We start from the raw sequence: 13,855 nt of genomic DNA on the forward strand, positions 1-13,855 counted from the left end.
CATCCTTAAAATACATCTAAAAGTTCATCCTACTGGAGAATTTTGTATTCTTTATGAGTAGTTTTTTATAATTTATAATGTTCTTGAAATTAGCATGAAGGCATCAATATTGTCATATCTTCTAATGTAATTAAAATAAAATTTACATTTTAATAAAAAACTCTCTTTTTGAGAGTTTTTTATTATTACCTTTGTGTTCAAGAGCAAAACCATTGATCTGTGTTTCAGTATGGTGAGAATTATAAAAATTACTTCTATTGATAGTTATATCAAAACTAATCCGAGAGAGAAGAAGGCTCTTGAAGCTTGGGTGTCGATTGTAAAATCCCAAGCTTGGGGGAAACCTCAAGATATTGTAGCATCCTTTGGAGCAAAAGCGGTAGATATTTTAGGAAAGGCTGATGCAAAAGCTGATACACCCAATAGTGAACGGGCTGTCATTGATATTCGAGGTAATAATTTACGGATTATAGTAAAATATCAGTTTCACGAAAAGCTTAAAAATGGGGTTATCTATGTAAAATGGATTGGTACCCATGCCGAATATACTAGACTTTGTAATCTGAACAATCAGTATACAGTAGAAATGTTTTAAATGAAAGTGATGAAAAAGAAAATGTTTAAAAATGAGGAGGAATACAACCTGGCAGTTGCCAAGTTGGAAGAAATCGGTGATCGCGCAGATTTTGGAGAAAACGAAGATCTCATCAAACAATTTGAACAGCTTTCCGATTGGATAGAAGCCTACGAAAATGATATAACAGACATTAATGTAGGTAATCCTATTGAGATCATCAAGCTTAAGATGAGCTACATGGGACTTAAACAGAGAGATTTACAACCTTATATAGGGAGCAGTGGAATCATTTCCGAGGTTATGAATAAAAAGAGAGCGCTGTCAAAGAACATGATTCGCGAGTTATCTGAGTTTTTGCATTTGGACCAAGACTTACTCAACGTGAAATATGACCTATTAGTTTCTAGTTCAAAAGAAAAAAAACAGAGCTCATTAACTGTATTTACAGAAAGTGTGCTTTTTGAATATATCAATACTGCTCAAACTGCATTATTTAAAAAAAGAGTCTCTGAAAAAGGAGCACTATTTGCTATAGGTTGTTAATATGAAAACAATAACTTTTTATTCGTACAAAGGCGGTGTAGGACGTTCCTTAGCATTGGCCAATATTGCCAATAGATTAGCAGAGTTTGGCAAGAAGGTCTGTATGCTTGATTTTGATCTTGAGGCTCCAGGTTTACATATCAAGTTTAGTGATAGTATAGGGAAGAGTGGGATAAAAGGAGGCTTAGTAGATTACATTCACAAGTTTACTACGGAAAATATTGTTCCAGAGAATATTTTAGATTATGTCACTGAAGTAAATTCATTTAAAGATGGAGGGGGAACTATCTGTTTGATCGCTGCTGGTGATACGACAAGAGAAGAATATTGGAAAAAATTATCTCATATTAACTGGACGAAGCTTTTTTACGAAAAAGATAGCTTAGGAGTAGATTTCTTTTACAATTTAAAATTTCAGATCGAAAACCAACTGTCGCCAGATGTTTTATTGATTGACTCTCGAACAGGGATTACAGATATCGCAGGCGTTACCATGTCTATTATGGCAGATGAAGTTGTGTTGTTTGCAGCGAATAATACAGAAAACCTTGATGGAATAGGACAGGTGCTTTGTTCATTAGCTGTACCATCAAATTCATTAAGAAATACGGTACCCAAGATTAACGTTGTACTTTCCAGAATTCCTTATTTTACTAAAGCTAAAGATAAACCAAGGGAAGCGAATGCAAAAAGTACAGCATTAAGAATTTTGAATGAAAAATTAGAGCATAAGAAGATAAAGGACTTCGCAGTTGAAAAGATATTTGTTGTTCATTCGGAGCCTGAATTAGAGATGCGAGAAGAGATTCGAATGCATCACAGGAATGATGATTTATTAGGTCAATCGGTTACCTCTGCAGACTATTTGGAGTTGTTTCAGGAACTCACGCATGATGTGGTGGTTGATAACCATGAAGCAGATAAGCTTGATAATTTTATGAAAGCAAATATGCTTGTAGATAAAGCGCTAAAAAGCAAAGTAAGAGAAGAACGAATTTCGTATTTGAAAGAAGCTATACAATCCTATCCTAGATTTTCTTTTGCGTATCTATATTTGGGAATTGCATATCTTGACGCTGATCTATGTACAGAAGCAATCGCAAATTTGGAGATAGCAGAGGTGTTAAACGCAAAATTAGCTGCTAATGCTGAATATTTTAAAGGTCATGTTTTTGTTAAACAAGGCAAATTTGATGAAGCTAAAAATCTTTTTGAACATCAATTGGATATTGAATTGAATGTAAGTGGATCTTTATCAATGCTTGGATTAATCTATTATAAGAAAAATGATTATGTGAAATCATCAATGTATTATAAACTGACAATTGATCGAGACCCTGAAAACCCTAACCTTTGGAATGGTTATGCAAACAGTTTACGTGCTTCTGGTAAGTATAACGAAGGTTTTGAGGCTATTTATAAATCTTTGGAACTCGATCCGCAGCACATACATGCAAATGCTACATTAGCAGAGTTGAATGCAAGTCTAGGTAATTATCGCGAGTTTTATAAAAATATGGATTTAGCTTTTTCTTTGGGATTGACTAATAAAGATTTTCAACAAATTGTAGAGGAAGAAGAAATTTATCATCAATTTATGAATGATGAAAATTTTAAAAAAATCTTAGATAAATATAAAATTGATGTTAAGTGGGATGGGGCTCAAAACAATATTTGACGAATTGAAAGCAAAGGCCCAATTCTTTATTAACTTATAACGAGGTAAGTAGAAGAAATGGATGTGGAAAACTTCCAAATTCTTTCTAGATAAATATGATTTAAAATTTAGTATTTTTGTTTTAATTGTTGTATTGATGGTAAAATAATTAGTAGGATGAAAATTTGAAATTTGATTAAATAATATATAAGAAAATAGGAAGATGATATAAAAAAAAGAGCCAAGTATCTCACCTCTTAGCTCTTTAAATTTTATCATCCGTACCTGAAAGGTAGAATAGAGTTATTATTTTTTTATTAAACGCGAAATAACGGATTTTGTTTCAAAAAAAAGAATAAAATCAGATTTTCCGTAATTATACTCTTTCCTTTCCAGTGTAACTTGGGTCTTGACCTCCCCATGTCCTTTACGAAAAATTAGATCACAGCTTAATAGTAAAAATCTTAACAGGATGCTTTGGCAATGTTATGGTCTTTTCATTTTGGAAAAATCTATAATGTCACATCTGATGGAAGATTATGTTCAAAATTTTAAAGTTAATTCAATGGCAGGTAATGGCAAATCAGGCGACAATCGCCGTCATGGTTACGTGGGAGAACGTAGCCAATCACAAAATCCAGTAACAGGATTATGGACCAAGCGTGATACGCAAACAGGACAATTTATGGATGTCAAAACATCTGGTGGTAAATTTAAAGGTGTTAGAAAGGAGAAATAAAATATGAAAAAATACTATATCAATAATAGTATACAAGCAAATGGTGATTATGAAGTTCATGCTCAGGGCTGTGTATTTTTCCCTACCCAAGATTCTACTTATCTGGGAGAATTTTGGGCTTGTCAATCTGCAGTTGTAGAAGCAAAACGAAGATTTCCACTTAGAAAAATAAATGGTTGTTATTATTGCAGCAGAGAGTGCCATACGAGTTAAATAATTGAATTTGAAAAAAGGTCGGGATAATTTTCGAAATATCTCGACCATAAATTTAGAAAAAATGGATAATACATATGTTATAGCTTCCAAATATGAGAACTTTATTAGGAAAGTTTTTAATTGTGACAGGAATAAACATGGAGCCCATTTAAGTTATATGCAGAATGCCATGTTTATGGAGCAAGGTGAAACATACTCAAAGCATCTTGGTTCTTTGGACAAGCAGTTTCATACAGTTCACGGGTACATAGAAAAAGCTTTACTGCATTTGATAAAGAAATCAAAAAATGGAAATGAAAAGGTTTCATTTCAAGAGCTATTAATAAAATCTCAAGAAGCTACGAATGCAAAAGAATTAATGATAATTGTAAACATAGCTTTTGATAAATTAAAAAAAATATAAAAAATGGATAACAAAAAAGACAGACCGAAACTGTCCGTTTAACGATCTCCTAAATTAATTAGTGCCAAATTTCTCTTTCTTGACGTATTTTGTGTTTGCTGTAACAATTGCTTTAGTGAAACTAATATACAAATAGTTTCAATGTCTAGTTCTGAAATAGCTTTATATAGAAAAGGTTTTGTCCGCTTTTTAGTTTACACTTGGTCTACTACGATTCTTACCTTACATAAATAATTTAAAATATTAATGAATGCCAATCAAAATTGCAGTATCTACACTGTTTTGCATGAGGGATCCTTGCTAACTTGCCGCATTTAGGACAGTTGTTGAAGATGATTTCAGTATAATGATGAGAAAAAATGCGTTCGGCTGTATTTTTATAAAAATTCTCAGTTCCATCTTTTAGCAGAGATAAGGCCACACTATCTTTAGTAAGCCATCCAGCTTTATGATAGATCTTCGTCATTTTGTCGTGATTCTCATTATCCCCAATTTTCAACAATGAATGGATATGCTTGTAAGCAAGTTTCTCCTTTGGATTCATAAGATGAAGATAGTAAGTAATAATGTAGTTTTGAGTTTCTGGATCTATCATGATCATTAATCTTATTTGCTAAACAATTTCATTGTAGTGCTACACTACAGAATTAAATCTCTTAAAATAAAGTTCTGCAACAGTTAGGGTTGTTATTTAATAATGATTTTGCTTTAATTTCTCCAAAGATCATTGGTCTTGTCATTGTTTTAATTTTCTAACTAATCCCCCCTTTAATCATCATTGCCAGAGCAAAATAAAGTGCAGAGGCGGCACATGTTACACCAATTACTTTTAGATATTTACCAATTCCAGGTCTGTTATCTCTTAATAGTTGCATGTTATATAATGATGCTACTGCACCGATGCCACCGCCTATTCCACCACCAGTGAATACTAATAACATGGGTAGGAGTGACAATGCTATATGGTGCCAAGGAAGTTTCTCTACGATGTTGTATTTTATGCTGTCGATTTCAAGAGCTGGTACAATCTCTGGAAACGAAGCTTTTGGATATGCATTAATAAACTGTCCTTTGCTATCAGGTATTAAAAATGGTTTACCTTTTTCAGTCGATTGCTGTACAGGTATTTCATCCTTAAATAATTTTGACTTACCTGTCCAAAATGAAGTCTGCATTTCGAAATTAGAGTTCGGAAATTCTGGAAGTGTAAATTGGTGTTTCATACTAATTATTATATATAATCACTTAAAATATTATATTTTGACCTCACTATACACGTCTTTGAAAGTCTCAAAAAGAGGAAAATTCATTCCATCACAAAAATTTACAAACAGTGCTGGCAGATCGAGGTCTTCTTCAAGCATCTGAAGCAGCGCTTAAATGTATCATCTTTAATGGGTACTTTTGAAAATGCGTTGATGATCCAAATATGGACTTCGTTAATTGGCATATTATTGCTCAAATACCTTCAGAAAAAGGCCAAATACTACTGTAATCTGTCTAATTTGTTAAAGGTACAGGCTTTCTGTTCTCACCTTATTGGACTGCCAAAGAAGCACATGCACATGTTGCAGAACTCGGTCCAAAAGAAGGTAATGTTTCCGTATTTTTTAAATTTTTCAATTAGAGGGCTCATTGAATATAGAAATGTTGTCAAAATGCTTTATCCATATATTACTTTCAATTTCTAAATTTTAAATAAACAAATACAGCCGTCAAAAAAAGGAATAGACCTACTATTACCAAACTAATCGGTTTTGCAAAATTAAGCGTGTATCCATTCATGCTAGATGATCTTTTCGGAATTAATAGCCGTGAGTCTGCAGGATTATAGTAAAATACACCTAATTTATAAAATTTTTGATTATCCATACATTATAATTTTTATGATTTAAAATATCAATAGTTCAGGTTCAGTTAGTTTATTTTTCATTTAATGGATTATGTCACTATATTAAGATATGAAATTTATACTACTTATTTCATAAATAATTCAAAATGTTGGTTGGTGCCAATCAAAATTGCAGTATCTACACTGCTTTGCATGAGGGGTCCTTGCTAACTTGCCACATTTAGGGCAGTTGTTGAAAATAATTTCAGTATAATGATGAGAAAAAATACGTTCGGCTGTATTTTTATAAAAATTCTCAGTTCCATCTTTTAGCAGAGATAAGGCCACACTATCTTTAGTAAGCCATCCAGCTTTATGATAGATTTTCGACATTTTTTCGTGATCCTTATTATCTTCCAGCTTTAACAATGAATGGATATGCTTGTAAGCAAGTTTCTCCTTTGGATTCATAAGATGAAGATAGTAAGTTATAATGTAATTTTGAGTTTCTGAATCTATCATGATCATTAATCTTATTTGCTAAACAGTTTCATTACATCGCTATGCTACAAGCACAATTTGGTATCTCCATAAAATAAGGTATACAACATTAAAGGCTTTTATTTAATAGCGATTTTGCTTTATAACGAAATGTTTAAGTCTGGTTTTTTAACGGAAATTAATACTCAATGTCATATCTCTAGCAATTCCTTTTAAATTTCACTCATAATTTTATCTTTGCTTATTAACCTCAGCTTTAGTTTTTCCATCAACAATAACTATTTCCACGATTGGATTTTTCATTAATTTAGAATCGCCACTGTTATTTTAAGTGCTTTTCTTATTGGTCTAAAATTAAACTTTAATCAGCTTTTTTCTTGATAACTCTCTTGATTTTTCCATTTTTAAATTTAATTTTAAATAAAAAACCTTTTTTGAATTTTTTGACTTTTTCTAATAAAATTAATTCGGAGGCACTAATTATTACGGTCGGTTTCGAAATTATCTCTTTAAGCCTATCGATATCAATATCCGTTAAATATGATATTTCTTCGATAGACATATAATCTGGGTGATACTGAAAGATTGAATTTTCTAATTCAGACCTTTCATTTTTGAAATCTTTAGACTCTTTAATAGGTAATTGAAGATCGGGAAAGATAGTATCAATTGTATTTTCAAAATTATCTAAATAGAAGTTTGTGATTATTGAAAATCTCTCTGCAGAAAGAATAGTATCAAAGTTTTTTAATTTGGTTAAGTCAGGTTTTTTTATTCCTGTACTTTCAGATAAGTCATATTTAAAGTGTTTCTTCGTTTCTAAATATTCTCTTAATTTATGTTGAGGCTCAGTTCTTTTAATTCTATGTTTTGCCATTTTTATTAAAATTTATTATTTCTAATAATTTTATTATTTGAATTTTTGGAAATATTGTTTATCTTTGATTTATAACATAAGCGACAAATACGATAGAGCATTATTTCTATCATTACGATGTCACTCATAAACGAAAACCGCTAATTTTCCCTATGAGTCGATCGTGTGTTCGCTATCTATTGGAATTTATTATCTTTGCAGGTATAAGTCCAATAGGGCGAGCCCATGTAAGTCTTTGGGGAACCATAACTTCGGTTATGGTGGTTCTTAGCGGTACCACGTTCAAAGCATTGAGGCTCGCCCTATTGATTTTTACATCAATTTTGAGCTTGCCAGAGCAGAGTGTACATTGTTTTCATAACCAAAAACAATTATGATGAAACGAAAAGTAGCCACCCAAAGAACCCACCAAGACCTGCTCCAGGATCAGCGTCATCGGTTCGCCATTTCCAACTTAAAAAAGAACGTATTCCGCGCACCTGAATAAAGTGTTGCTAAGACATAATACCAAATAAGTAGGGGAGGTTGATTCATACCAATAGGGCGGTTCATTAGTAAATTCGTTTGGCGTATACACCAGACTAAATACTTAAGATGTATCTCCTTGATAGGTTAAGATCAAATTCTTTCCATTACTTAATGGTATATGTTACTGACTTTTATTCTATTGGTAAACAATTGCTTGTGTAGCTCAATTGGAAATAGTCTGTATTTTGAAGTATAGCAACTTAAAATTACACTTTTCTAACGGTAAAGCAAATTATTGGGGTCACTTTTTATTGTGATACGTTAATATTATAAAAGTTGGTTCTGTTCTTTAACCAATATTATGCAATAGCGATGACCATTATATAACCATTTGACGAAGACTATTTAATTGCATTTTCTTGATTTATTTTTTTAACCAGGTTTCCTTAATGCTCATGCTATGTCCAATTAGTACGGTTTTAGGAATGACAATTTAAACCTTAAAACAATGCAAAAAACTTGTAAAGGGGAAAGTTATGCACTATCCCGAGAGGAAGAAATGTCTTCGTATTTGAGTGAAAAGTGTGTCTCCGTTATTAAAAAACCAGTTATGATAACACTTTTACCCGAATGTTTATTTAAAAAGGTCGACTCAAAATTTAAATATATAACTACGCTATCTGCATTGAAATATATTAAGAGTGAAAGACCGATACAGTCTTATTACTCGCTGTTGATACGTCTGTTGGAGCCTTCGGATTCTTTTAGTTTGATCGTACGCAATGATGCCATTGATATGCTACGGATCTCGCTGATCAATATGCAGATTTATGAGATTTACCTCTTTGCGTTGGGAATGCCAGCAGACTTTCCGATCAGCCAGATATTGGTGCTGGGTGAAGACCGTGATCGGTTTTTGCCATCCGATAAAAATGGAAATACTCCAGGTTATTGCTATGAGCTGACAGTACCAGCAAATACAGAACGGGAAGAATACCGACAACGGATACTGAACGATCTGAATAAGCATTTTAATCTGGATGTAAGGATCGAGAAGCTAACAGTTGTAAAAGACAGCCGAAAAGTCGTCAAGATGAATAACGAGTCCATCGAATTAATCTGGGAGGAACAGCTTACCATGATCATGAAAGCTATCAGGAAACCAGTTGTAGTAACCATGAATTAATCAGCGAATAAAATAAATCGATTATAGTTTCACTGTTTATAAAACCCGATTCTGCCGAGGGCAGAAAATAGACTTTAGGAACAAGTCACCTTCGGTATGAAAAGGGGACAGGGAAGACTATACCAAAAATTTAATAACATGAACGCCAATAAACCATATATAAATAAGTTTTGGAAATATCTCCAAAAGCTTTTCAAACCAAAAGGAGCAGATGTACTGGTGATCAATAAGATGCTTCTATTAGGTTTATTCATAACCTTTCATATGTTAAGTAGCGCTCAGACATCCCGCAAGGACAGCGGGGTGAATGGGTCTTTAAGACATGAAATTACTGGTCGTGTGATATCTGCTACAGATGGTACACCGATGCAAGGGGTATCTATCCGTGTAGATGCTGAAAACTTAAGGATTACAACCGCTAAGGATGGAATTTTTGAATTGACGGTCAGGAACCGAAAAGGAAAGATCAAGTTTACGAATGTCGGTTACAGAACACAGGAAATCAATTATACCGCAGGAGTATCATTAACTGTAAAATTGATACCTGAAGATAATAAACTGGATGAAGTGAAGGTTGTATCGACTGGTTACCAGAAAATACCTAAAGAGCGGGCTACCGGAAGTTTTGAGTTTGTGGATAATAAACTGTTTAATAGAAAAGTCTCGACAGATTTTGTGAGTAGATTAGAGGATGTGGTGCCCGGGATATCATCCATAAAAACGGTTAATAACCGAGGAAATATAATAAATATCAACGTTCGTGGATTGAGTACAATTGGTCCAAATAAATGGCCTTTGGTAGTCATTGATGGAGTTCCTTACGAAAATAGAGGTGCTGATTATGGTAAAGGTTCTTTTAATAACATTAATCCAAATGATATTGAAAGTGTTACTGTTCTAAAGGATGCCGCCGCCGCTTCGATTTGGGGTGCTCAGTCTGGAAACGGTGTTATTGTAATTACGACTAAGCGTGGAAAGTTTAATGAACGCACACAGCTGAGTTTCAATTCTAATATCAGTATTAAGGCTAAGCCCGATCTGTATTATTACCCACAGATGGCTACATCAGATTACATCGATGCACAACAGTATTTATTTGATCAAGGTAAGTACAACAGCTGGTTTAAAGATAAATTTTATAATCCTCAACCTGCATTGTGGTTGATGTACAATAAAAGGAACGGTGATATATCTGAATCGCAATTTAATACTGAGTTGGTTAAAATGAAAAATAGGGATGTGCGTGATGATTTCTTGAAATATATCTATCGTAATGCAGTTAATCAACAATACCATGCACAGCTACAATCTGGAGGTGAGAAAGTCAGTACATTATTTTCTGCTGGTTATGATAAAAACTTAAATGATGAGATAACCTCGTCTGACAGCCGGTTGAATCTTAAATCGAGTACCCAGTTCAAACCTATTAAAAATATGGTACTGGATATCGGTGTGCTGTATACTGAAAGTAAAAATAAAGAATCTTTTTTACCTGTGGGATATAACAGACTTGGCATTGGTGTTAGAAATTATCCATATATGCAGTTAGCGGATGAAAGTGGGAATCCAGTAGAGGTAAATGTTGGTGGGTATAATCCTACTTTTCGGGATACAGTAGCCGGAGGACGTTTATTGGACTGGTCCTATTATCCATTGGGGCAGCTGAATGAAACGAAGCAAACGCAACGCGTGAATGAGTTTTTTACCACCATGAGTGCAGGTTATTCGTTTGATTTTGGGTTGAAATTAAATCTACTTTATGCATATCAGCGTTCATCTAGTAAATTTGAGGCGTGGAGAGGTATTGGCGCTATGGAACAACGCGATGCTATCAATCGATTTGCAAGTTGGGATGCCAAAACAGTGACCTGGAGAGTACCTGTCGGGGATTATTTTACGGTAGTAGATTGGAATAATCAAACACATCACAGCCGTGCCACAGCTGAATTCAATAGAAAATGGAGTGATAAACATGAGCTGTCTTTATTTTCAGGTACAGAGATTAGGGCAATTAAGAAAAATGTAACTTCCAGCCAATATCACGGCTTTAATACGGAGACAGGATCATTTAAATCCGTCCCGTTTGGTGTTGAAGTGCCCCTATTAAATGGAATCATGGGCGTATCTACAATTGATGATTTAAATCATTATGAACTTTTTCAAAATAATTTCTATTCCTATTTTGCTAATGTCGGCTATACGTATTTAGAACGATATTTAGTAAGCGGATCTTACAGAAAAGATGCTTCCAATCTTTTTGGCGTCAAAAGTAACGATAGAGGGCAACCGTTCTGGTCAATTGGTGGGGCATGGGTCATATCTAAAGAACCGTTTATGCAAAATATGCTATTTGACTACTTAAAGCTAAGAGGTACTTATGGTTATAATGGTAATGTCAACAATAGTGTCTCTGCTTATCCTATTATTTCTATCCAGAGCGAAACTCATTTTATCACTAATCAAAACTACGGGATGATTACGACACCTCCCAATCCAAAGCTGCGCTGGGAAAGGGTAGGCATCACAAATCTGGGACTTGACTTTGCACTCAAAGGAAATCGGATTTCTGGCAGTGTGGAGTATTATGTGAAAAATGGAAAAGATCTCATCGCTTCAGATCGGGTTGATCCGAGTACCGGTTTTACGACCCTGATGGTTAATAGTGGAAATATCCGTACCAAAGGTTGGGACATTTCTTTAAATGCTATTCCTTTCCAAAAAAAGAATTGGACATGGAATAGTAATCTGGTTTTAACTTATGCACGTACAAAAGTGTTGAAATCTTATATCGCAAATGAGAATGGAAAGGATTTTATTAGTTCAGCCCAGTCCAGCGCAAGGACCGCTATTGAAGGTATGGATCTATACAGCCAATTGGGGTATAAATGGGCGGGTCTTGATCCTGAGACCGGTGATGCAAGAGCTTATTTAAATGGTGAAGTGTCCAAAGATTATAATGCCATTTTAGCGTTGAAAGTAAATGATCTTGAAAACTTTGGGTCTACCGTGCCATTATATTCCGGAAGCTGGCGAAATAGTATTCGCTATAAATCTTTAGAGTTCTCCTGGAATATCTCTTATCAGCTAGGACATAAATTTCTGCGTAATTCCTTTGATAACAGCTTGTTTTTGAACAGTGATATTGGGCACAAAGATTATAAGGTTCGCTGGCAGAAGCCAGGGGATGAGTTGATAACAGATGTGCCTGTTTTTAAATATCCTGCAGACCTAGGAAGTCAAGTGTTTATGCGATCATCCGCCTTATTGGAAAATGGTGGTCAGATCAAATTAAGGGATATCCAGATGAGTATTGATATTCCTTTTGCATCTCGATTTAAACTGAAAAATTGTAAGGTATATGCTTATGTTCAGAATGTTGGTATTATTTGGCGAGGTAACAAGTTGGGTATCGATACCGAGTATGGCTCCAATATACCTGATGCAAGGATGTGTTCTGTAGGGCTAAGTTTTAATCTTTAATTCTAATTATCATGAAAATATATATTTATATCTGTAGCATTTATGCGATAATATCACTCTGTTGTTGCACCGAATTTTTGGAAGTTAAACCGGATATTAAAATGGTTATCCCGAAGAATCTGGAAGATGCTGAACTTTTGCTCAATGATTATAGTACTATGAACACAGCATATCCGGTATATGGGGAATGGTCTGCTGATGAATATTATGTTTTGAAAGAAATATTTGATGCGCGCTTAAATTTTGATCAACGTAATACTTATACCTGGATGGATATTATGTATGATGATGCTGTACAGTGGCAAAGACCCTATAAAGCTATTTTCAATGCCAATCAGGTATTGGAGATTATTGAAAAATCTGAAGATAAGGCCGCTTCTGAAAGGGTGAGTAATTTGACAGGTATAGCACATTTCTTTCGGGCATTTGCTTTTCATCAATTGGTAGAAGTGTTTGCTCCAGCATATCGGGAAGCAACAGCGTCTACTGAAATGGGTATTCCTTTGCGGTTGACTCCGGGTATAGATGAACCTTCTTCTCGTGCTTCTGTACAATCAACTTACGATCAGATTATAAAAGATTACAGAGTGGCAATTTATAGCTTACCTATTAATGAAGGGATAAAGGGACGTCCTTCGCGGGCAAGTGCTTATGCTGGTCTGGCAAGAACGTTTCTGGTAATGGAGAAATTTGCTGAAGCTTATGCCTATGCAGATTCTTGTCTGCAACTGAAAAATGAACTGATTGATTTTAAAGATTTGAACAGTAATAACAGTTTACCTATAGTAAGATTTAATGTGGAGGTGCTATTTCCAGCTATATCTGCAAATGCAGGACCTATGAATCTTAATAATGGTTTGGTTGATAGTATGCTGTACAAAAGTTATTTGCCCACAGATTTGAGAAAAGTTGTTTTCTTTCAAGCAAATACTTATCCGTTAAACTCATTTGGCTATAAAGGGAGCTATGATAATTCAATGGCCAATCTTTTTGTGGGGCTTACCACAAGTGAAGTCTATTTGATCAAGGCTGAGGCTGGTACAAGAATTGGAAAAGTTGATGAAGCATTATCGGCATTAAATACTTTGGGTGAAAAGCGATTTGAACGAAATAAATATATTCCTTTTACTGAGCGAAATCCAACATTGTTATTATCTCTTATCTTACAAGAAAGGCAAAAGGAATTGGTCTTCCGCGGTCGCCGCTGGTCTGACCTGAAAAGATTGAACCTTGATCCTAGATTTCAAAAAACGTTGAAGCGAGAGATGCATGGAGTAATTTATAATCTAGAACCTAATAGTAGCAAATATGCCTATAGACTTCCAGAAATTGTAGTAAATAATGGTAAAATACCACAAAATATCCGTTAATCAGAAG

General features: G+C 34.2%; 13 protein-coding genes. 9 read left to right on the plus strand and 4 right to left on the minus strand.

The window, feature by feature from the left end; genetic code table 11:
- Positions 1-229 precede the first annotated feature (229 nt).
- The 6 genes from M2265_RS22360 (at position 230) to M2265_RS22385 (ending at position 4,135) form a co-directional block, all read left to right on the plus strand.
- Complete coding sequence (locus M2265_RS22360; RefSeq protein ID WP_132770565.1) at positions 230-595, plus strand: type II toxin-antitoxin system HigB family toxin; 366 nt, start codon at positions 230-232, stop codon at positions 593-595.
- A gap of 9 nt (positions 596-604) precedes the next feature.
- Complete coding sequence (locus tag M2265_RS22365; protein ID WP_132770563.1) at positions 605-1,120, plus strand: helix-turn-helix domain-containing protein; 516 nt, start codon at positions 605-607, stop codon at positions 1,118-1,120.
- A 1-nt stretch (position 1,121) separates the two neighbouring features.
- Positions 1,122-2,798 carry a KGGVGR-motif variant AAA ATPase gene (locus M2265_RS22370; RefSeq protein WP_132770561.1) on the plus strand — a complete coding sequence of 559 codons (1,677 nt, stop codon included), beginning with the start codon at positions 1,122-1,124 and terminating at the stop codon, positions 2,796-2,798.
- Between the two features lie 451 nt (positions 2,799-3,249).
- Positions 3,250-3,516, plus strand: a complete 267-nt coding sequence (locus M2265_RS22375; protein WP_132770559.1) for a hypothetical protein — start codon at positions 3,250-3,252, stop codon at positions 3,514-3,516.
- Between the two features lie 3 nt (positions 3,517-3,519).
- Positions 3,520-3,729 (plus strand): hypothetical protein, encoded by a 210-nt coding sequence (locus tag M2265_RS22380; protein WP_132770557.1) that lies wholly within the window; start codon positions 3,520-3,522, stop codon positions 3,727-3,729.
- 64 nt (positions 3,730-3,793) lie between these two features.
- Entirely contained in the window at positions 3,794-4,135 is a 342-nt protein-coding gene (locus M2265_RS22385; protein WP_132770555.1) for a hypothetical protein, read from the plus strand.
- A gap of 235 nt (positions 4,136-4,370) precedes the next feature.
- On the opposite strand, the gene M2265_RS22390 is transcribed toward M2265_RS22385, so the two are convergent.
- From M2265_RS22390 to M2265_RS22410, 4 genes are all read right to left on the minus strand, one after another.
- The gene (locus tag M2265_RS22390) at positions 4,371-4,730 is read right to left on the minus strand and encodes a hypothetical protein (RefSeq protein WP_243655427.1); all 360 of its coding nucleotides are present in this window, start codon (positions 4,728-4,730) and stop codon (positions 4,371-4,373) included.
- A gap of 157 nt (positions 4,731-4,887) precedes the next feature.
- Positions 4,888-5,358: a hypothetical protein gene (locus M2265_RS22395; protein ID WP_132770553.1), complete on the minus strand. Its 471-nt coding sequence runs from the start codon at positions 5,356-5,358 to the stop codon at positions 4,888-4,890.
- 770 nt (positions 5,359-6,128) lie between these two features.
- On the minus strand, positions 6,129-6,488 hold the full coding sequence (locus tag M2265_RS22405) for a hypothetical protein (RefSeq protein ID WP_243655426.1): 360 nt from the start codon (positions 6,486-6,488) through the stop codon (positions 6,129-6,131).
- Positions 6,489-6,828: 340 nt separating this feature from the next.
- Positions 6,829-7,344, minus strand: a complete 516-nt coding sequence (locus M2265_RS22410; RefSeq protein WP_132770549.1) for a hypothetical protein — start codon at positions 7,342-7,344, stop codon at positions 6,829-6,831.
- A 976-nt stretch (positions 7,345-8,320) separates the two neighbouring features.
- Here M2265_RS22410 and M2265_RS22415 point away from each other — a divergent pair.
- From M2265_RS22415 to M2265_RS22425, 3 genes are all read left to right on the plus strand, one after another.
- A complete protein-coding gene (locus M2265_RS22415; RefSeq protein ID WP_132770547.1) occupies positions 8,321-8,998 on the plus strand; it encodes a hypothetical protein in 678 nt (225 codons plus the stop codon).
- Between the two features lie 138 nt (positions 8,999-9,136).
- Complete coding sequence (locus M2265_RS22420) at positions 9,137-12,478, plus strand: SusC/RagA family TonB-linked outer membrane protein (protein ID WP_165905904.1); 3,342 nt, start codon at positions 9,137-9,139, stop codon at positions 12,476-12,478.
- An 11-nt stretch (positions 12,479-12,489) separates the two neighbouring features.
- Positions 12,490-13,848, plus strand: a complete 1,359-nt coding sequence (locus M2265_RS22425) for a RagB/SusD family nutrient uptake outer membrane protein (protein ID WP_132770543.1) — start codon at positions 12,490-12,492, stop codon at positions 13,846-13,848.
- Positions 13,849-13,855: the final 7 nt, after the last annotated feature.

The organism is Sphingobacterium kitahiroshimense (genome assembly GCF_025961315.1).
Classification (GTDB): Bacteria; Bacteroidota; Bacteroidia; order Sphingobacteriales; family Sphingobacteriaceae; genus Sphingobacterium; species Sphingobacterium anhuiense.

Coding starts and splice junctions, on each gene's coding strand:
- M2265_RS22360 (WP_132770565.1), top strand. CDS start 230: ATGGTGAGAATTATAAAAATTACTTCTATTGATAGTTATATCAAAACT.
- M2265_RS22365 (WP_132770563.1), top strand. CDS start 605: ATGAAAAAGAAAATGTTTAAAAATGAGGAGGAATACAACCTGGCAGTT.
- M2265_RS22370 (WP_132770561.1), top strand. CDS start 1,122: ATGAAAACAATAACTTTTTATTCGTACAAAGGCGGTGTAGGACGTTCC.
- M2265_RS22375 (WP_132770559.1), top strand. CDS start 3,250: ATGCTTTGGCAATGTTATGGTCTTTTCATTTTGGAAAAATCTATAATG.
- M2265_RS22380 (WP_132770557.1), top strand. CDS start 3,520: ATGAAAAAATACTATATCAATAATAGTATACAAGCAAATGGTGATTAT.
- M2265_RS22385 (WP_132770555.1), top strand. CDS start 3,794: ATGGATAATACATATGTTATAGCTTCCAAATATGAGAACTTTATTAGG.
- M2265_RS22390 (WP_243655427.1), bottom strand. CDS start 4,730: ATGATAGATCCAGAAACTCAAAACTACATTATTACTTACTATCTTCAT.
- M2265_RS22395 (WP_132770553.1), bottom strand. CDS start 5,358: ATGAAACACCAATTTACACTTCCAGAATTTCCGAACTCTAATTTCGAA.
- M2265_RS22405 (WP_243655426.1), bottom strand. CDS start 6,488: ATGATAGATTCAGAAACTCAAAATTACATTATAACTTACTATCTTCAT.
- M2265_RS22410 (WP_132770549.1), bottom strand. CDS start 7,344: ATGGCAAAACATAGAATTAAAAGAACTGAGCCTCAACATAAATTAAGA.
- M2265_RS22415 (WP_132770547.1), top strand. CDS start 8,321: ATGCAAAAAACTTGTAAAGGGGAAAGTTATGCACTATCCCGAGAGGAA.
- M2265_RS22420 (WP_165905904.1), top strand. CDS start 9,137: ATGAACGCCAATAAACCATATATAAATAAGTTTTGGAAATATCTCCAA.
- M2265_RS22425 (WP_132770543.1), top strand. CDS start 12,490: ATGAAAATATATATTTATATCTGTAGCATTTATGCGATAATATCACTC.